Source organism: Shinella kummerowiae, assembly GCF_009827055.1.
In the GTDB taxonomy this organism is placed as follows: Bacteria; Pseudomonadota; Alphaproteobacteria; order Rhizobiales; family Rhizobiaceae; genus Shinella; species Shinella kummerowiae.
Map to the genome: position 1 here is coordinate 490,357 of NZ_WUMK01000003.1, position 17,867 is coordinate 508,223.

17 protein-coding genes are annotated in these 17,867 nt (G+C 63.7%); 10 read left to right on the forward strand and 7 right to left on the reverse strand.

Annotated elements, in window-relative coordinates; all coding sequences use genetic code 11:
• The 3 genes from GR138_RS09955 to GR138_RS09965 are packed head-to-tail and all read right to left on the reverse strand — an operon-like array spanning position 1 to position 3,064.
• The gene (locus GR138_RS09955) at positions 1–648 is read right to left on the reverse strand and encodes a class II aldolase/adducin family protein (protein WP_160858892.1); all 648 of its coding nucleotides are present in this window, start codon (positions 646–648) and stop codon (positions 1–3) included.
• Positions 649–657: 9 nt separating this feature from the next.
• A complete protein-coding gene (locus GR138_RS09960; protein WP_160858894.1) occupies positions 658–1,914 on the reverse strand; it encodes a four-carbon acid sugar kinase family protein in 1,257 nt (418 codons plus the stop codon).
• Positions 1,915–1,924: 10 nt separating this feature from the next.
• Positions 1,925–3,064 (reverse strand): acyl-CoA dehydrogenase family protein, encoded by a 1,140-nt coding sequence (locus GR138_RS09965; protein ID WP_160858896.1) that lies wholly within the window; start codon positions 3,062–3,064, stop codon positions 1,925–1,927.
• Between the two features lie 161 nt (positions 3,065–3,225).
• On the opposite strand from GR138_RS09965, the gene GR138_RS09970 reads away from it, so the two are divergent.
• From GR138_RS09970 to GR138_RS09985, 4 genes are all read left to right on the forward strand, one after another.
• Positions 3,226–5,397, forward strand: coding sequence for an alpha-ketoacid dehydrogenase subunit alpha/beta (locus GR138_RS09970; RefSeq protein ID WP_160858898.1), 2,172 nt, complete (start codon positions 3,226–3,228; stop codon positions 5,395–5,397).
• Positions 5,398–5,442: 45 nt separating this feature from the next.
• Positions 5,443–7,044, forward strand: a complete 1,602-nt coding sequence (locus tag GR138_RS09975) for an ABC transporter substrate-binding protein (RefSeq protein WP_160858900.1) — start codon at positions 5,443–5,445, stop codon at positions 7,042–7,044.
• 54 nt (positions 7,045–7,098) lie between these two features.
• Positions 7,099–8,343, forward strand: coding sequence for an aminotransferase class III-fold pyridoxal phosphate-dependent enzyme (locus GR138_RS09980; RefSeq protein WP_202402581.1), 1,245 nt, complete (start codon positions 7,099–7,101; stop codon positions 8,341–8,343).
• Between the two features lie 86 nt (positions 8,344–8,429).
• The gene (locus tag GR138_RS09985) at positions 8,430–9,398 is read left to right on the forward strand and encodes an aminotransferase class IV (RefSeq protein WP_160858902.1); all 969 of its coding nucleotides are present in this window, start codon (positions 8,430–8,432) and stop codon (positions 9,396–9,398) included.
• Between the two features lie 116 nt (positions 9,399–9,514).
• Here the strand turns inward: GR138_RS09985 and GR138_RS09990 are convergent, their stop codons facing one another.
• Positions 9,515–9,763 (reverse strand): hypothetical protein, encoded by a 249-nt coding sequence (locus GR138_RS09990; RefSeq protein ID WP_160858904.1) that lies wholly within the window; start codon positions 9,761–9,763, stop codon positions 9,515–9,517.
• 296 nt (positions 9,764–10,059) lie between these two features.
• Between GR138_RS09990 and GR138_RS09995 the strand changes: the two genes are divergently transcribed.
• Genes GR138_RS09995 through GR138_RS10005 form a run of 3 tightly spaced genes read left to right on the forward strand, consistent with a single transcriptional unit; the run spans position 10,060 to position 12,315 of the window.
• Complete coding sequence (locus tag GR138_RS09995; RefSeq protein ID WP_160859236.1) at positions 10,060–11,073, forward strand: alpha/beta hydrolase; 1,014 nt, start codon at positions 10,060–10,062, stop codon at positions 11,071–11,073.
• Positions 11,074–11,104: 31 nt separating this feature from the next.
• Entirely contained in the window at positions 11,105–11,587 is a 483-nt protein-coding gene (locus tag GR138_RS10000) for a cytochrome P460 family protein (protein ID WP_420853628.1), read from the forward strand.
• A 23-nt stretch (positions 11,588–11,610) separates the two neighbouring features.
• Positions 11,611–12,315: a DUF4405 domain-containing protein gene (locus GR138_RS10005; protein WP_246200375.1), complete on the forward strand. Its 705-nt coding sequence runs from the start codon at positions 11,611–11,613 to the stop codon at positions 12,313–12,315.
• Here the strand turns inward: GR138_RS10005 and GR138_RS10010 are convergent.
• Positions 12,280–13,170, reverse strand: a complete 891-nt coding sequence (locus GR138_RS10010; protein ID WP_202402582.1) for a LysR family transcriptional regulator — start codon at positions 13,168–13,170, stop codon at positions 12,280–12,282. The two genes, GR138_RS10005 and GR138_RS10010, sit on opposite strands and share 36 nt — an antisense overlap.
• 133 nt (positions 13,171–13,303) lie before the next feature.
• Between GR138_RS10010 and GR138_RS10015 the strand changes: the two genes are divergently transcribed.
• The 3 genes from GR138_RS10015 (at position 13,304) to GR138_RS10025 (ending at position 16,644) form a co-directional block, all read left to right on the forward strand.
• Positions 13,304–14,293 carry an aldo/keto reductase gene (locus tag GR138_RS10015; protein ID WP_160858908.1) on the forward strand — a complete coding sequence of 330 codons (990 nt, stop codon included), beginning with the start codon at positions 13,304–13,306 and terminating at the stop codon, positions 14,291–14,293.
• Positions 14,294–14,314: 21 nt separating this feature from the next.
• A complete protein-coding gene (locus GR138_RS10020; protein WP_160858910.1) occupies positions 14,315–14,896 on the forward strand; it encodes a flavodoxin in 582 nt (193 codons plus the stop codon).
• Positions 14,897–15,174: 278 nt separating this feature from the next.
• Complete coding sequence (locus GR138_RS10025; protein ID WP_160858912.1) at positions 15,175–16,644, forward strand: amino acid carrier protein; 1,470 nt, start codon at positions 15,175–15,177, stop codon at positions 16,642–16,644.
• Here GR138_RS10025 and GR138_RS10030 read toward each other — a convergent pair.
• On the reverse strand, positions 16,595–17,230 hold the full coding sequence (locus GR138_RS10030) for an NrsF family protein (RefSeq protein WP_160858914.1): 636 nt from the start codon (positions 17,228–17,230) through the stop codon (positions 16,595–16,597). The two genes, GR138_RS10025 and GR138_RS10030, sit on opposite strands and share 50 nt — an antisense overlap.
• Position 17,231: 1 nt before the next feature.
• Entirely contained in the window at positions 17,232–17,786 is a 555-nt protein-coding gene (locus GR138_RS10035; RefSeq protein ID WP_160858916.1) for a sigma-70 family RNA polymerase sigma factor, read from the reverse strand.
• Between the last annotated feature and the right edge of the window lie 81 nt (positions 17,787–17,867).

Here is a 17,867-nt window from a genome sequence, read left to right on the forward strand (position 1 = left end):
TCAGCGCGGCGCCTGCTGGCCGTAGGTGCCGTAGCGGGCGCGCACCTCCACCAGCTCTTCCGGCGTCAACAGCACCGGCTGGCCGACAGATCGGGCGAGCACGTACTGGCGTGCCAGCATTTCCAGTTTTTCCGCACGCGCAAGCGCTGTGACGATATCGGGACCGATCGTCACGACGCCATGATTGGCCATCAGGCAGGCGGAATAGGTTGTGCCCATGGCGGCGACGACCGTTTCCGACAGCGCATCGCTGCCGAAACAGGCATAGTCGGCGCAAGGAATCTCGCCGCCGCCGAAGCCTGCGACCATATAATGGAACAGCGGGATGGGCTGGCGCAGCGCCGCCAGGGCGACACAATGGTCGGGATGGGCGTGCACGACGGCGCCCGCCGTCGTCGTCGCATAGAGCCGTGCGTGGATTGCCCATTCCGAAGACGGGCGCCAGTCGCCCACCCAATGGCCCGCGAGATCCATCGCGACGATCTGCTCCGGCGACAGCACATCCGGCGCGATGCCCGTGGGCGTGATCAGCACGCCCGCGCCATGCCTGACGCTGAAATTACCCACCGTGCCGCTGTTGAGGCCGATGGCCACCGAGCGCCGGCTGGCCTCGACCAACGCCTCTCTTGCCGTTAATTCGTCCGTCATCATCCCCTCCTATAAATCCATCGCCTCGATTGCCCGCAACAGGATATCGTCGGCGCCCAGTTTTCCCGGCTTGAGATACAGCGAGAGCGGAACCGCTCCGGACGACACGCAGAATCCGGTCCCGAGCCTGCCTTCCGGCAAGGCGCGGACGGCCGTGATGCCGAGCGCATCGACGACCGCTCCGGAGGTCTCGCCGCCGGCGACGACGAACCGGCGCACGCCGCGATCACGCAGCCCCTTTGCGATGGCACCAAGGATGCGTTCGGCGCGCCGTGCTGCCGCAATCGGGCCGAACGCCGCCTGTACCGCCGCCACTTCCTGCGGGCCGGCGGCCGTGGAGATGGCAAAGGGCCGTTCGCCGATCCGCCCATCGGCCCAGTCGAGCGCGTGGGAAACCAGCCCCTCCTCCCCCGCCGGGTCCGTGAGATCCAGCTTCAGCACGGGAAAATATTCCGAAAAGGCGGCAAGCTGCGCCAGCACGACCGGGCCGACGCTGCCGGCGAGAACCGCAGCAGGACCTTCCACATGTTGTGGCCACGCAACTTTCTCCGACGCTTCGGCGCGCCCGAGACAGGTCGCGTAGGCGATGACCAACGGATCGCTCGCAACGACGACGCAAGGCATAGCCGCGGCGATGGACGCGGACACCACGACGTCACCGTCATCCGTCGTATCGAGAAGCACATGGCCAGCACCTTCGCTGGCGAACGCCTCGATAGCAGAGATGGCTGCCTCTGGCCCCTTCAGGAGGGTCGCATGGTTGAGAAGGGCGATCCGGTGCGGCGTCTGGCGTCCGAGGAAACGAACGAGATCGGGATCGGACATGGGTGTCAGCGGGTCGAACCGCTTGATCGACTCGGAAACGAGGCGGCCACGGTAGAACATGTAGCCTTGATGCACCGTCGTGCCGAAGCGCGGGAAGCCTGCGCTCATCAACACCGGGCGCATGCCTGCGCGATCGGCAAGATAGTCGGCGGCGGGCCCGATGTTGCCGTCTTCCGTGGAATCGAACGAGGCGCAGGCCTTGTAGGCCAGGCGCTTGCAGCCAGCCCGGGCGAAGGCGTCGGCAAAGCGCGCGAGCTGGTCGAGCGCCTCCGCCACGGGCACGGTGCGGGTGCGCGTGCCGGCAATCACCACCGCGGATGGTGGGATATCCGCCCCGGGATCGAACAGAACGGGACAGTGCACGCCCGCGCTTTCGAGATAGCCGGCGACCATCAAGGCGCCGGTAAAGTCGTCCGCGACGATTCCAAGGGCTCGCTGCATCGATCCTGCCTCAGGCGTTGAGCATTTCGCGTGCGATGATGATCTGCTGGATCTGCGATGTGCCCTCGTAGAGCCGGAACAGCCGCACGTCACGGTAGAAGCGCTCCACCGCATAATCCTGCATGTAGCCGGCGCCGCCATGGATCTGCACCGCCCGGTCGGCGACACGGCCCACCATTTCCGAACAGAACAGTTTGGCGCTCGCCGCCTGCTGGACGACGCGCTCGCCCCTGTCGAACTGACGGGCGGCCTCCAGCACCATGGCGCGCCCGGCAAAGGTCTCGGTCGAACTGTCGGCAAGCATGGCCTGGATGAGCTGGTGTTCCGCAATGGGTTTGCCGAACTGGACACGCTCGCGCGCAAATCGCACGGCCTCGTCGCAGAGCCGCTCTGCGGCACCGACGCAGACGGCCGAGATATGCAGGCGACCGCGATTGAGCACCTTCATCGCCGTCTTGAAGCCCAGGCCCTCCGTACCGCCGATCACGCTCTCGGCTGCAATCCGGCAATTGTCGAAAATGACGTCGCAGGTCCGGGTGCCGCGCTGCCCCATCTTCCGGTCAATGGGGCCCAGACTGAGGCCGGGACTGTCTTTCGGCACGAGGAAGGCGCTCACGCCTGCGGACCCGGGGCCGCCGGTGCGCGCCATGACGGTGAAGACGTCGGCCACCGGAGCGTTGGTGATGTAGCGCTTGGTGCCGTTGAGCACATAGTGGTCGCCATCCCGCCGTGCCGTGGTTTTCACGGATCCCGCGTCAGAGCCGACATCCGGCTCGGTCAATGCGAAGGAGCCGATGACTTCTCCCGTCGCCATGCGCGGCAGCCAATAGCGCCTCTGCGCCTCCGTGCCGTCGACGATGATGCCCTGCGACCCGATGCCGTTGTTGGTGCCGATCACGGAGCGGAAGGCCGGGGAGGCATAACCAAGCTCGAAGGCGACGAGCACCTCCTCCTCCATCGTCAGGCCGAGCCCGCCAAAATCTTCCGGTATGGACATGCCGAAGAGGCCGAGCCCGCGCATGTCCTCGATGATTTCCGCAGGCACGGCGTTCTCGTCTTCGACACGCGCCTCCGCCGGCAGCAGGCGTTCGCGCACGAACCGGCGCACCACCTCAACCAGGGCGTTCAGCACTTCGGCGTCCCGGATCATCGCAATTCTTCCTCTTTGGCGGCTCACGAAAATTTCTGTTGCATCCAAAGGCTGGCACAGCTTAGTGTGCCATTCAACAGAAATCGGAATTTATTTCCATAAACGAAAATCGGCGCCCAGCACCAGCGACGCGGCTCCTTCCTGTGAACCCGAGGATACGAATGGCACGTCAGATACCGCTCGCACCGTCCGCGCCCTGGTTCCGGCTGGAACTGGAGGAAGCGGACTGGAGCGAGGAACAGGCACAGGACCTCGTCCACTGGTACGGCCAGATGCTGCTCATCCGTCGCTTCGAGGAAAAGCTGCTCGATCTGGAAAAGGCCGGCCTGATCCACGGCCCGGCGCATGCCAGCATCGGCCAGGAAGCGGGTGCGGTGGGCGCCATGGCGGCGCTCGGCACCGACGACAAGATCAACGGCACGCACCGCGCCCACCACCAGGTCCTGCTGAAGCTCGTCAATCCATCGGTCCCCGACGGCTTCGACATCCGCAAGGACACATTCACGCCGGGCATGGACGATGCGATCTACCGCTTCATGGCGGAGATCATGGGCCTGACGCCCGGTTATTGCGGCGGCCGCGGCGGCTCCATGCACATGCGGTTTGCCGGTGCGGGCGTCGTCGGAACCTCGGCCATCGTCGGCGGCAACCCGCCGCATGCGGCAGGTTACGCGCTCGCCGACAAGATGCTCGGCCGCGACCACGTCTCCGTCGCCTTCTTCGGCGATGGCGCCGCGCAGAACGGCGCCAGCTACGAGGCGATGAACATCGCCGCCGCACAGAACCTGCCGGTGATCTTCTTCATCGAGAACAATCTCTATGGCGTCGCTACGCATATTTCCGACGTGACGCGCGAGACGCGGCTGTCGTCGCGCGGCGCGATGCTCGGCATCGCCGCGATCGAATGCGACGGCATGGATGTCGTCGCCGTTCATCGGGCGATGGTCGAGGCGCGCCGCATCATTCGTGAGACGGGCGGCCCGGTGGTGGTAGAAGCGCTCTGTTACCGCCATTTCCACCAGTCCGGATCCCGCAGCGGCAGCGACTTCGGCTACCGCACGAAGGAAGAAGAGACCGCATGGCGCGAGCGTGACCCGGTGGCGCTCGCCGAAGCCCGCCTGACGGCGCTCGGCCTCCTCTCCGCCGAAGACATTGCCCATATCGACGCGCTGGTGAGCGACCGTGTGGCATCCGCCGCCGCGCGACTGACCGAGCCGGTTCCCGGCGGCAATGCGCTGAGAATCCCGGAGCACCTCTGGCCGGACCCCGCGACACGCGATCACGGCATTCTCGGCGACCTTTCCGAACTGTCCGGCCAGCGCATGCTCGACCACGAGGACATGCGGCCGGATGCCACCGAGAAGGTGAAGTTCGTCACGGCCGCCTCCGAGACGCTGGCGGCCGCGATGGCGCGCGACCCGCGCATCATCGTTATGGGTGAGGATGCCCACCAGATGCGCGGCGGCGTCAGCGGCTTCACCAAGGGGGCGCTGGAGGGCTGGCCCGAGCGCGTCCTACCGATGTCGATTGCGGAAAACGGGTTTACGGGCGTCGCGCTGGGTGCCGCGCTAAACGGACTGCGTCCTGTCGTCGAGATCATGTTCGGCGATTTTTGTTTCACCGCGGCCGACCAGATCGCCAATGGCGTCGGCAAGGTGCGCCATATGTTCGGCGACGGCTTTCCCGTACCGATCGTCATGCGCGTGCGCATCTCGCCGCACACCGGCTACGGCTCGCAGCATTCAGGCGATCCGTCCGCACTGTTCAGCATGTTCCCCGGCTGGCGCATCGTCACGCCGTCGAACGCCTTCGACTATATCGGCCTGATGAATTCCGCCCTTGCCTGCGATGATCCGGTCGTCGTGCTCGAGCATACGGAACTCTACCAGAAGGAATTCGACGTCCCGCGTGGCGATCGCGAGTTCTGCATTCCCTTCGGCTCGGCGCGCATCGTGCGCCCCGGCAGCGCCGTCACGGTGCTTGCGACCTCCGTCATGGTCCAGAACGCGGTCAAGGCGGCCGAGGAGGCGGGGATCGACGCCGAGATCATCGACCTGCGCAACATCGACCATCATGGCATCGACTGGACGCTGATCGGCAACTCCATCGACAAGACCGGCCGGGTCGTCATCGCCGAGCAGACTGCGCGCAGCCTTTCGATGGGCGGCACCTGGGCAGCGGAGATCCAGGAGCGCTTCTTCGATTGTCTCGATCACGAAATCCTGCGCGTGACCGGAGGGCTCGCCGCCCCCACGGTTTCAGCTGCCCTCAACCGTGCCGCGCTGGCGACGGTTGCCGATGTGCGGGACGCCTTGCTCAGAATTGCGGAATAACAAGTGGAACGGGCAGCCGCGGCCCATCAAACTGGAGATACACCGATGAAACGACTTCTTCTGCCGAAATCCAGACTGGCCTTCCTTGCACTCGCACTTTCCGCCACCGCCCTCGGTGGGCTGATGCAGCCCGCTGCCGCCGAGGAGCGTGCGCTCGTCATCGCCCGCGATATGGACGTCAATTCGCTCGATCCGGCGCGCGCCTGGTGTGACACCTGCCAGATCTACAACACGTCTGTCTACGAGCAGCTCGTCACGCTCGACAAGGACAACAAGCTGCAGCCGTTGCTCGCCTCAAGTTGGGAGGTCAACAAGGAACAGACCGAGCTGACCTTCAAGCTCGATCCGGCGGCGAAATTCTCCGACGGCTCCCCGGTGGAGGCGAAGGATGTGAAATGGTCGTTCGAGCGGCTGAAGAACATCAAGGGCAACGGCGCCTTCATCGCCGACCCGATCACTTCGGTCGAGATTCCCGATGCGCAGACCGTCATCGTCAAGCTCGCCGCGCCGAATTCGGAATTCCTCAACCAGGCGGCCGCAGGCTTCCTCGGCGTGATCAACAGCGACGTCGCCGCCGCCAATGGCGCCCTTTCGGACGCAACGGCCGTCGACAAGGACACGTCGGAAAACTGGTTCCTCGCGAACTCCGCCGGCAGCGGACCGTTCGTTCTTGAATCCTACGAGCCGAACGCGGAATTGCGCCTGAAGCGCAACGAGAACTACTGGCGCAAGGCGCCGACGATCCCGCAGGTCGTGTTCCGCCAGGTCAAGGACGCCGTGGCGCAGGCGCAGATGCTGCAGTCGGGCTCGGCCGACATCGCCATGCAGATCGACCCGGAAACCGCCAAGACGCTTGAAGGCAGCGACGTCGTGGTGGAGAAGGTGCCCTCCTACAACTTCGTCTACATCGCTCTTTCGCCGGGTGCGAAGGCCAACACCGTCAAGCTGACGCCCGAGGTGCGCGAGGCCATCTCGATCGCCATCGACCGGACATCGTTGATCGACTTCACCGTCGGCGGCGCCGGCCGCGCAATCGCCACGCCCATTCCGCTCGGCTTCCCTGGCGGCGATGGTCACGAAATCCCCGCCTATAACCCGGATCGCGCCAAGGAACTGCTTGCCGCGGCAGGGGCCGGCGACGGCTTTACGCTGAAGTCGATCTACCCGGACATGAACGTCTACGGCGTCGACTTCTCGCTGATGATGCAGAAGATCCAGCAAGACCTGGCGAAGGTGGGCATCACCGTGGAACTGTCGCCGGTTCCCTTCGCCAACTGGCGTGAAGCGGCCAACGGCGACCACATTCCGCTAACCGCCGTCTTCTTCGCACCCGACTTCTTCGGCACCTCGCAATATGTCGACGTCTTCGGCCTGTCGGAAGGCTCCGTCTGGGCAAAACGTGCCGGCGGAGAAATGGATCCGTCGATCATCAATGCGCAGACCAGCAAGCTGCGCGAACAGGCGCTCGCCGCCGCCACACCGGAAGAGGCGCAAAAGCTGTGGTTCGAGGCCGGCGATCAGATGGCGAAGGCCCGGATCATCATTCCGATGGTCAGCCCGGACCTCATCCTGGCGCATAGCCCGAGCATCAAGGGCGTTCGTTACAGCGCCTGCTGCAACCTGCCGCTCGCCGAAATCTCGAACTGATCGCCCTATCGGGAGGGGCGCAAATGCCTCTCCCGCACAGACAAGGAACGCAAGATGACAGCGAGACTGCTGAACAGCCGCGATGCGGAACTTCTCGAGCGCGCCCAGCGCGTCGTACCGAACGGCGTCTGGGGCCATATGGCGACCCGGGCGATCGCGCCCGGCTACCCCCAGTTCTTCTCGCGCTCGCAAGGGTGCCGGGTCTGGGATGCCGATGGCAACGAATATATCGACTTCATGTGCGCCTGGGGGCCGAACGTGCTCGGCTATCGCCATCCCGAAGTGGAGGCCGCAGCCCTCGCCCGCATCGACCAGGGCGATATCGGCAACGGCCCGACGGACACGATGGTCGAGCTTGCCGAACTGCTCGTCGACACGCTCGACCACGCCGACTGGACGCTCTTCCAGAAGAACGGCACGGACGCGACAACGGTCTGCGTCACCATCGCACGCGCCGCCACGGGCCGCCGCAAGATCCTCGTCGCAAGAGGCGCCTATCATGGGGCCGTTCCGTGGTGTTCGCCGTCACTTGTCGGCGTGACGACGGAGGATCGCGCCCATCTCGTCCTTTTCGACTACAACGACAGCGCGAGCCTCGACGCCGCCGTCGAGGCGGCGGGCGATGATCTCGCGGGCATCCTGCTCACCGCCTTCCAGCACGATGTCGGCAAGGACCAGCACCTGCCGGAGGCCGCCTTCCTCGCCCATGCCCGCGCTGTCTGCGACCGAACGGGTGCCGCCCTCATCCTCGACGACGTGCGCGCGGGTTTCCGCCTCGACGTGCGGGGAAGCTGGGCACGCTACGGTGTAAAGCCGGACCTCGCGGCCTATTCGAAGTCGATTGCCAATGGTTGGCCGCTCGCCGCAGTCGCGGGTGCAGACCGGTTCCGGGACGGCGCCGGCAAGATCTTCACCACGGGCTCCTTCTGGTATGGCTCCGCCGCTATGGCCGCGGCCGTCACCACGATCCGGATCCTGCACGACAGCGACGCGCTCGCCCATACCGAAGCGATGGGCAACCGGTTGCGGGACGGTCTTGCGACGATTTCCGCCCGCCATGGCTTCACGCTCCGGCAGACGGGTCCGGTGCAGATGCCCATGGTCCTCTTCGACGCGGACCAGGATCTCAGGATCGGCAACGCCTTCTGCGTGGCGGCCCTGCGCCGTGGCATCTACCTTCACCCCAAGCACAACATGTTCCTGTGCGCCGCGCATACGGCCGAGGACATCGACCGGGCTCTGGATGGCGCCGACGGCGCCTTCGCCGACATCGTCTCCGCAGGCATCCTGGCGGCCTGAGCGACGCTGCCTTTCAAAACCTGCACGCCGTCCCCTGGACGGCGTGCAGGGGCGCTTGATCACATGCTTTTCAGGGAGGCCGTATCATGTCCTACACGGACCATATCTTCACCGACTATCGCCGGCGCGTGGCAGAACTCGAAGCGAGCGACAATCCGTTCACCAAGGGCATCGCCTATATTGCGGGAGAATATGTGCCGCTCAACGAGGCGCGCATTCCGATCCTCGACCAGGGTTTTCTCCATTCCGACCTGACCTATGACGTGCCTGGTGTCTGGAACGGCCGGTTCTTCCGGCTCGACGATCACCTCGACCGGTTCGAGAAGAGCTGCGCGCAGCTGCGCCTGAAAAGCCCGCTGCCGCGACAGGAAATCCGTGACCGGCTCGTCGAAATGGTGGCGAAAAGCGGCATCCGCGACGCCTATGTCATGCTGATCGTGACGCGCGGCCTGCGGTTTGTGCGCCAGTATGCGCCGGAAGAATGCGACAATTTCTGCTATCTCATGGTCATGCCCTATCTGTGGGTGATGGACGAGGTAACGCAGAAGACCGGCGGCACCGCCGTCATCACCCGCACCGTGCGCCGCGTGCCGCCCGGCGCAATCGACCCCACCGTCAAGAACCTGCAATGGGGCGATTTCACCCGCGGCCTGCTGGAGGCGCGCGATCGCGGCGCCATGTACCCGATCCTCACCGACGGCGACGCGAACCTCACCGAGGGCTCCGGCTTCAACGTCATCCTGATCAAGGACGGCAAGCTCTACACGCCGAAGAAGGGTGTTCTCGAGGGGGTGACGCGCAAGTCCGTGCTCGCCGTCGCCGAAACGCTCGGTTATCCCTACACGATCGACGATGTCCCGGTGGAACTCGCCTACCAGTGCGACGAGATTCTCTTCGTCACAACCGCCGGCGGCGTCATGCCGATCACCACCCTCGACGGCCAGCCGGTCGGCGACGGCAAGGTCGGCCCCATCAGCAAGGCACTCTGGAGGGGCTACTGGGATGCGCACGCTGACCCATCGGTCAGTTTTGCAGTCCACTACGAACCGGCTTGATCGTCACCTGCTGCAGCCAAGCTCCAGGGCCAAGCATGCGGCTCCAATCCGAACCAGCCGCACCCAAGCATCGGCGTCGACAACGAGACTGCCGCGCGCCGCGCCTGACAATGTCATCAATTGACAAGCGTTAGTCGCCGCAGTGTGCGCTCGGTCACCGGGCAACCTTCCTGGACCTTGGTCCAGGACGAGACGTTGAGCTTCATCTCGCAGCGCGCGAGATAGGAGCCGCCGTCGACATTCAGGCAGGACACCTCTCCGAGCTTGAACATGACGCCGCGATTTCGGCATTTGCAATTGTGAGCATCCGCCGAGACGGGTATCAGGGCCACGATGAGACCAACGATGAGCACTCCAATGCGCATGGCAGATGCTCCTGATAGTATGCAGTCAGATTACACCCAGTCGTCGGCATCGTCAAAGCGGCCGCTCGGGGCAGCCGCCGCCAGTTTTCGAATGGCGTTGGTGGTACACCGTCGCCAAGCATTGTTAAGCCAGCCTTAAAGACGCATCCCGATATCGGCATCTAATCACGGAATGAAGCCGCCTCTATCTTTCCCGCCGAAGCGAAACGTCGAGAAGGATAGGCGCCTTGTATTCATGCAATCGGTTCATAGCATCGCTGGTGGCCGTGGCCACAGCGCTTTCGCCGGTGGCCGCGATGGCCGATCAGGGCAGAAAATTTGCGCCTCTCACGATTGAGGAGCAGGGAAGCGTCGCTGTCGGCGGCACCGTTCTGACGACGCCTGGGACCTACGACAACAACAACCCGACCGCGGTGGGTCAGACCTTCCACGGCGACCATCTCTACGCCTTCTACCAAATCCCGCAGGATTCCAAGGCGCTGCCCATCGTCATGCTGCATGGCGCGTATCAATCGGCGCGGAGCTGGGAAACGACGCCGGACGGCCGTGAAGGTTTCCAGACCATCTTCCTGCGCCGAGGCTACCCGGTCTATCTCGTCGATCAACCACGCCGGGGGCGTGCCGGCAACAGCACCGTGGCGACGACAGTCGAGCCAACGCCGTTCGACCAACTGTTCTTCGATCAGTTCCGGCTCGGAAAATGGCCGGACTATTTCGATAACGTGCAGTTCGACCGCAAGCCCGAGACGCTGGACCAGTTCTTGCGGTCGGTCACACCCAATACCGGACCTTTTGACGCCGGCATGATTTCCGATGCCATGGCGGCGCTGTTCGACAAGACGGGCCCCGCCATCCTGTTCTCACACTCGCAGGCAGGCGGGCCGGGCTGGCTGACGGCGATCAAGAGCACGAACGTCAAAGGCATCGTCGCTTTCGAGCCCGGCAGCGGCTTCATCTTCCCCGAAAGCGAACTGCCCGAGGAAATGCCAAGTGCGGCGGGCTCGTTGAAGCCGGAGGCCGTGCCGCTCGCCGACTTCGAGAGGCTGACCGGCATTCCGATTATCATCTACTACGGCGACAACTTTCCGGTCGAGCCGACCAAGGAGCGCGGCCAGGACAATTGGCGGGTGCGGCTTGCCATGGCCAGGCTCTGGGTCGAGGCCATCAACAAGCATGGCGGCGACGCGCAGCTCGTGCATCTGCCCGACATCGACATTCGCGGCAACACGCACTTCCTGATGTCCGATCTCAACAACATCGAGATCGCGGATCAGGTGTCGAAATTCCTCTCGGACAAGAAGCTGGACTGACGCGTCCTATCCCCCAGAATGAGGCACACCCTTGAAGAGATTTGCAACGCCCCTCGCGTCGAGCACGCTCGCCGCCTTCGCCGTCTCCATGATCGGATGGCAGGTCCACGCCGAACCGAACCGTGTGCAGTTTCCCGATCTCGATGCGCTGGTTCACTACACCACCGTCCGGCGGGGTGATGTGACGGAGCACATCATGACCACGCCCACCGCGATGGAGGCCGTCAGGAGTGGGAAGCCGATCCCGGCGGGCACGCATTTCGTGCTGGTCGACCACCGCGACGGCGAACTCTATCGCTACTTCGTCATGCAGAAGGGCGAGGATTGGGGCGCGGACTATGACGAAAGCCGCCGCACCGCCGACTGGCAGTTCCAGTGGTTCTGGCCGGACAAGTCGATCAACATGGACGAAAACACCGCGCGCTGTCAGTCCTGCCACCGCGGCCAGGAAGGCAGCGACTACCTCTATACCGCCTATCGTATCCCCCGGTTCGACGGCACGCCGGTCGAGTAAGCGGAGGCTTCACATTGTCCCCCATGTTTGTGATGCGACTTGCCTTCGATCTCATCGCCGTCGGACTGGTGCTCTTCGCCTTCTCCTATTGGTGGCTCGGCAATGTCGCGCATGAACTGGCCGGAACCGGCCTGTTCGTGCTGATCGTCGTGCATACCGTGTTCAATCGCCGCTGGTACGGCACGATCCCAAAGGCCCGTCGCGAGGCGCGCGGCCTGCTCAACATCGTTGTGACGTTTCTGCTGGTGTTGGCGATGGTGGGTCTTCTCGTCACCAGCGTGCTCATTTCCAACGCGCTGTCCGGCGTCATGTCGCCCTATGCCGGTTTCACGATGCGGCAGATTCATACGCTCGCGGCCTATTGGGTTCTCGTGATCGTGTCCGTTCACCTCGGCCTGCGCTGGCCGATGCTCATGGGCGTGGCGCGCAAGCTGGCACGCATCTCGCAGCCAGACGGAACGCGGACACTCACACTCCGGGTAGTCACGGCCGCAATCGCCCTCCATGGTGTCTGGAGTTCATTCGAGCTGGCGATCGGCACCAGGCTCTCCATGGGGATGACGCTCGACTGGTGGAATTTCGAGGAATCCGTCGCCGGATTCTTCATCCACTGCCTCGCGATCATCGGCCTTTACATCGCCCTCACCTATTACGCCATGCAATGGTTGCGCGGGCGCAAGGGTAAGGCCGCGTCACCGAGAGCGATAACGCAGAACGTCCACCAGTAGGGCCAGCGCCGGGGACTGTTGCCGTCGGCTCGGATAGTAGAGATGATAGCCGGGGAAATACGGACACCAGTCCTCCAGAACCCGCACCAGTCGTCCATCGGCGACATAGGGCAGAACCTGATCTTCGGGCATGTAGGCGACCCCCAGACCATCCAATGCCGAGGAAAGCCGCATGCTCAGGCTGTTGTAGATGAGTTGGCCGTCCGCACGCACCTTCACTTCACGGCCATTCTTCTCGAGGCCCCAGCTAAAGACGCCGCCATAGGTCGGCAGGCGCGTGTTGATACAGTTATGGGATGTCATGTCCTGGGGGTTTTGCGGCGGCGGATTCCGCTCGAAATAGGCCGGTGACGCGACGACGGCCATCCGCATCTGCGGCCCGATGGGCACGGCGATCATGTCTTTCGCGACCTGTTCGCCCATCCGCACGCCAGCGTCGAACCCCTCCGCGACGATATCGGTCAGGCCATAGTCGATGATGATCTCGACCTGGATATCCGGATAATCCGGCAGGAAGCGCTTGAGGGCCGGTTGCAGGATCGACACCGCCGGATGCTCACCGGCGGTGATACGGACGGTTCCGGCTGGCTTGTCGCGCAATGCGCTCAAGGCCGCCAGTTCCGCTTCGATTTCCTCGAAACGCGGTGCGATCGTGCGCAGTAGACGTTCGCCGGCTTCGGTCGAAGCGACGCTGCGTGTCGTCCGGGTCAGCAGCCGCAAACCCAGCCGCTCCTCGAGATTGCGAACGGTCTGGCTCAGCGCTGACGGCGAAACGCGCAGTTTCGCGGCGGCGCGCGTAAAACTGCGCTCCCTGGCGACGACGGCGAATGCGGCGAGATCGTTGAAGTTTTCCATCTGGATTTGTTAGCTCTTCTAAAAGGCCCATGCGGATTATGACACCTTATCGCAAGCTGCCGCGAACGCTAGAGTCCTCTCAAACGCAGATTTGTCGCGCCGTCCCCGGGCGCGCAGTCCATTGGAGAGTGCAATGCAAACCCGAAAACTTGGAACGCTCAATGTCTCCGCTCTCGGCCTTGGCTGCATGAGCATGAGTTCGGCTTACGGTCCGGCGGCCGACAGGGTCGAGATGATCGGCCTCATCCGCGCCGCTCGCGATCGCGGCGTGACCATGTTCGACACGGCCGAAGCCTATGGTCCGTTCGTCAATGAAGACCTGGTCGGTGAGGCGCTCGCGCCGATCCGGGACGATGTCGTCATCGCCACAAAATTCGGCTTCGACATCGACCTTGAGACCGGCGCGCGCACCGGCGGCACCAACAGCCGGCCCGAACATATCAGGGCGGTGGCCGAGGCCTGCCTCAAGAGACTGAGGACCGATCGCATCGACCTTTTCTACCAGCATCGCGTCGATCCCGGCGTGCCGATCGAGGACGTTGCCGGCGCAGTCGGGGAGCTGATTGCGGAAGGAAAGGTCAAACATTTCGGCCTCTCCGAGGCGGGTGTCCAGACGATCCGCCGGGCGCACGCGGTGCAACCGGTGACGGCGGTGCAGAGTGAATATTCTCTGTTCTGGCGTGGCCCCGAAACGGAGCTTCTGCCAGCACTTGAGGCGCTTGGCATCGGCTTCGTGCCGTTCAGCCCGCTCGGCGCGGGTTTTCTCACCGGCAAGATCGACGAGAACACCAAATTCGACCCCACGGACTTCCGCAACAGCGTGCCGCGCTTTTCACCGCAAGCCCGCAAAACCAACATGGCGCTGGTCGCCATCGTCAAGGCCGCCGCGGATCGCAAGGGCGCGACGCCCGCGCAAATCGCCCTCGCATGGCTGCTGGCGCAGAAACCATGGATCGTGCCGATTCCCGGCACCACCAAGATTCATCGCCTGGAGGAAAATCTCGGTTCGGTCGATCTGACGCTCACGACAGAAGACCTGAGCGAGATCGCGGCTGCCCTTTCAAAGATCGAGGTCCAGGGCGAGCGCCTGCCCGAAGCGGTCCTCAAGATGACGGGTCTTTGACCCGATTTTCGGAGTGAGGCCATGAACGACAATCCAACACGACGGGAACTTCTCGTGACGTCGCTGCTCCTATCTCTGACGGCTGCACGGGCAGCGCCGGCCACGGCGGCGCAGCTTCCGGCGGGCGAGGTCCTCGTCGCGTATTTTTCGCGAAGCGGACATACGCGCGTCGTGGCGGGTCACATCAGCCGCGCCCTGCGAGCCGATCTGTTCGAGATCGAGCCCGAGCAGCCCTACCCTGCCGACTATTTCGCCACGGTCGAACAGGCGAAGCAGGAGAGCAGCCGCGGCTACGAACCGCCGTTGAAGGCGGAAACCGGAGACCTCGTCCGGTACGATACGGTGTTTCTTGCCTTTCCGGTCTGGGGAATGACAGCGCCCCCGGTGATACGATCATTCCTCACCGCGCACGATCTCTCGGGCAAGACGATCATTCCGGTGATCACGCACGGCGGCTACGGGTTGGGTAACAGCCTGGAGGTTGTCGCCAGTCATGCGCAAAGGGCCGATCTTGTCGATGGTTTTTCCATGCAGGCGCCGCAGGAGCGGCAGACCATCGAACGGGTTGCGGCGTGGTTGGATGGGTTGAAGGTGGCGCGGTGACGATACGGGACAGCACGAGGCGAGGCCGAACCGCGCCCACCTGATATTGCGTGTCCGAGACTGTCTCGACGTATCGACCGTCCTCGTCGTGCCGCCGCCACGCGTCTGGCGAGGTTAAACACGAACCGCGCAATCGTTTTTCAAGATTGCGCCGTCCATCATCCCATGCAACTATTCGGCAGTCAGTTCATCCCAAGTCACGGCGCACCGGACGTCGCGGCAAACAAGTCTTGTTTGCCGTGCGCCAGCCATGCCGTGCGCGCAGCAAGGAGACGGCCGTGACAGCTCTCAATGCCATCATCGATTTGCTCAACACGATCTTCTGGGGCTATGTGCTCATCTACGGGCTGATCGCGGTCGGCATTTATTTCACCTTGCGTCTTCGCTTCATCCAGATCCTGCATTTCCCGGAAATGTTCCGCTCCGTGATGGCCGCACCGGCAAACGACTCAAGCGGCATCACACCGTTCCAGGCGCTGTGCACCAGCCTTGCCTCCCGCGTTGGCACGGGCAACCTTGCCGGTGTCGCCGTCGCGCTTTTCCTCGGCGGGCCGGGCGCGCTATTCTGGATGTGGGTGGTGGCGGCCGTCGGCATGGCGACGGCCTATTCGGAAAGCGCGCTCGCGCAACTCTACAAGATCACCGACCACAATGGGCAGTATCGCGGCGGGCCGGCCTTCTACATTTCGCGCGGCCTGAACGCACCCTGGGCCGGCGCCATCTTCTCCATCTGCCTGATCATCGCCTTCGGCCTCGTCTTCAACGCGGTGCAGGCGAATTCCATTGCCGACGCGATGCAGGGTGCCTTCGGCATCGACAAGATCTGGGTCGGCGTCGGGCTTGCGGTGCTGACCGCAGTGGTGATCTTCGGCGGGATCCGGCAGATCGCGCAGGTTGCCGAATATGTCGTGCCCTTCATGGCCGTCGCCTATCTCGGCATGGCCGTCTATGTCGTGGTGACGAACATCACCGAAGTGCCGGCCGTGCTCTCGCTCATTGTCAAGAGCGCCTTCGGCATCGAGCAGGCCGCCGGTGGCGTGGCAGGCGCCATGCTGAACGGCGTCAAGCGCGGCCTCTTCTCCAACGAAGCCGGTATGGGTTCGGCGCCGAACATCGCAGCCGTTGCCACACCGTCGCCGCATCATCCGGCCAGCCAGGGCTTCGTGCAGGCGCTCGGCGTGTTCATCGACACGATCCTGATCTGCACGGCGACCGGCATCATGATCCTGCTGTCCGGCGTCATGACACCCGGCTCCGAGCTGACCGGCACGCCGCTTACACAGGAAGCGATGGTTGCCCATATCGGCGAAGCGGGTCGCTATTTCATCGCCATAGCGATCTTCTTCTTCGCCTTCACGTCGATCATCGGAAATTACGCTTATTCGGAAAACGCGATGGTCTTCCTGAAGCTCGACAACAAGGGCACGATCGCTGCCTTGCGGGTCGCCGTGCTCTTGATGGTCATCTGGGGCGCCTATACGACCGTCGCGGTCGTCTTCAACATGGCCGACGCGGCAATGGGGCTGATGGCGTCGGTCAACCTCGTCGCCATCGTACTGCTCTCTGGCACCGTGGCGAAGCTGACGAAGGACTATTTCGATCAGAAAAAAACCGGCGACCCACGCTTCGATCCGGATGCCTATCCGGAACTGAAGGGCAAGATCGAACACGCTATCTGGGTGCGGCAGCCGACACCCGTCACCAACGCAACCAGCGCCGACCAAGGAGCGCGCCAGACAGGGTCATGATGGCAATGGCGATCGTGTACCAGGTGGCGAGAAAGAGCGGACTGTCGTCGGGGCAGTGCCAGGCATAGATGGCGGCAGCGACAGCGCCCGCGGCAAACCCCGCAGCGCTACCGGCCGCTGTCGGATTGGCAGGCGCACCCTTTTTCAGCGCCCAGAACAGCCCCGCAAAGGGCGCAAGGGAGAGAACCGGAACGAAGAACAGGCAGAACAGCGCGTTGCGGCCGACGAGATTTGCTTTCCACGCGTCCGAAGGGAGAACAACGAGCTCCGCAACGACCGCGACCGCCACCATCAGTGCCGGCACCGCGAGCAGAAGGGTGGGAATGCGCATCGGCTCGCCCGGTCGACCGATCCGCATGGCGAGCCGCACCGCAAGGACGGCAAGGACGATCGTCACGACGATTTTGAAGCACACCCGCGCGGTCTCGAACACTGTCGCCATGTTGTGCCGGAGGCCGACGGTGACGACGAGAAGCAACGCGGAGAAGACGAAGCCCGCAACGATCGCGATCGCAAGCGCCCGGCCGTAGCGCATGCCTACGGGCGCATCTTGCGTCATCAGGGTGATCAGGTCGTCGGTCTTCATGTCATTCGCTCCGATAGAGGGCAGCCAGCGATTTCAGCGCCCGGTGGAGGGAGACGCGCACGGCCACCTCCGTCATTTTCAACCGTGCCGCCGTTTCCCTGATGCCTGCTCCTTCCAGGGAAATCGAGCGGACGATGTCCCGCTGCGGTTCCTTCAACTGGGCCAGGACCGTCTCGGTGTCGAGCCGGTCGGCGGCCTCATGCGTCCCGTCCTCCGCCTCCAGGAAATCGGAGACATCGTCGATCGGCACATTCACATGCCGGCCACGGCGGCGCAGGCTGTCGATCAGCTTGTTGCGCACGATGGTCGTGAGCCACGGGCCGAGCGGCCGCGCCGGATCCCAGGTACCGCGCTTCAGGTGGATCGCCAGCAGCACTTCCTGCACGACGTCCTCCGCCTCGCTCGCAGGCGCACCGAACTGATCGCAGCGCCGCCGCGCCATGGCGCGCAGATGAGGTGTCACCGCCAGGAGGAAACGGTTATAGGCTTGCGCGTCGCCCTTGATGGCGAGGCGCAGCCAGGCCGCCCATTCCTCTTCACGCACCGATTGTTTCACTGCTGTCTACCCTACGTCGGGGAACACAAACTTGTTACCACGCTCGATAAAACAAATTCGTAACAAGCATAAGCCACTGAC

What these genes read in the sequence shown, in the direction of transcription:
- GR138_RS09975 (WP_160858900.1), top strand. Translation starts at nt 5,443, where the DNA reads ATGAAACGACTTCTTCTGCCGAAATCCAGACTGGCCTTCCTTGCACTC.
- GR138_RS09965 (WP_160858896.1), bottom strand. Translation starts at nt 3,064, where the DNA reads ATGATCCGGGACGCCGAAGTGCTGAACGCCCTGGTTGAGGTGGTGCGC.
- GR138_RS09995 (WP_160859236.1), top strand. Translation starts at nt 10,060, where the DNA reads ATGGCCGATCAGGGCAGAAAATTTGCGCCTCTCACGATTGAGGAGCAG.
- GR138_RS10015 (WP_160858908.1), top strand. Translation starts at nt 13,304, where the DNA reads ATGCAAACCCGAAAACTTGGAACGCTCAATGTCTCCGCTCTCGGCCTT.
- GR138_RS09990 (WP_160858904.1), bottom strand. Translation starts at nt 9,763, where the DNA reads ATGCGCATTGGAGTGCTCATCGTTGGTCTCATCGTGGCCCTGATACCC.
- GR138_RS09960 (WP_160858894.1), bottom strand. Translation starts at nt 1,914, where the DNA reads ATGCAGCGAGCCCTTGGAATCGTCGCGGACGACTTTACCGGCGCCTTG.
- GR138_RS09985 (WP_160858902.1), top strand. Translation starts at nt 8,430, where the DNA reads ATGTCCTACACGGACCATATCTTCACCGACTATCGCCGGCGCGTGGCA.
- GR138_RS10005 (WP_246200375.1), top strand. Translation starts at nt 11,611, where the DNA reads ATGTTTGTGATGCGACTTGCCTTCGATCTCATCGCCGTCGGACTGGTG.
- GR138_RS10010 (WP_202402582.1), bottom strand. Translation starts at nt 13,170, where the DNA reads ATGGAAAACTTCAACGATCTCGCCGCATTCGCCGTCGTCGCCAGGGAG.
- GR138_RS09955 (WP_160858892.1), bottom strand. Translation starts at nt 648, where the DNA reads ATGACGGACGAATTAACGGCAAGAGAGGCGTTGGTCGAGGCCAGCCGG.
- GR138_RS10020 (WP_160858910.1), top strand. Translation starts at nt 14,315, where the DNA reads ATGAACGACAATCCAACACGACGGGAACTTCTCGTGACGTCGCTGCTC.
- GR138_RS09970 (WP_160858898.1), top strand. Translation starts at nt 3,226, where the DNA reads ATGGCACGTCAGATACCGCTCGCACCGTCCGCGCCCTGGTTCCGGCTG.
- GR138_RS10030 (WP_160858914.1), bottom strand. Translation starts at nt 17,230, where the DNA reads ATGAAGACCGACGACCTGATCACCCTGATGACGCAAGATGCGCCCGTA.
- GR138_RS09980 (WP_202402581.1), top strand. Translation starts at nt 7,099, where the DNA reads ATGACAGCGAGACTGCTGAACAGCCGCGATGCGGAACTTCTCGAGCGC.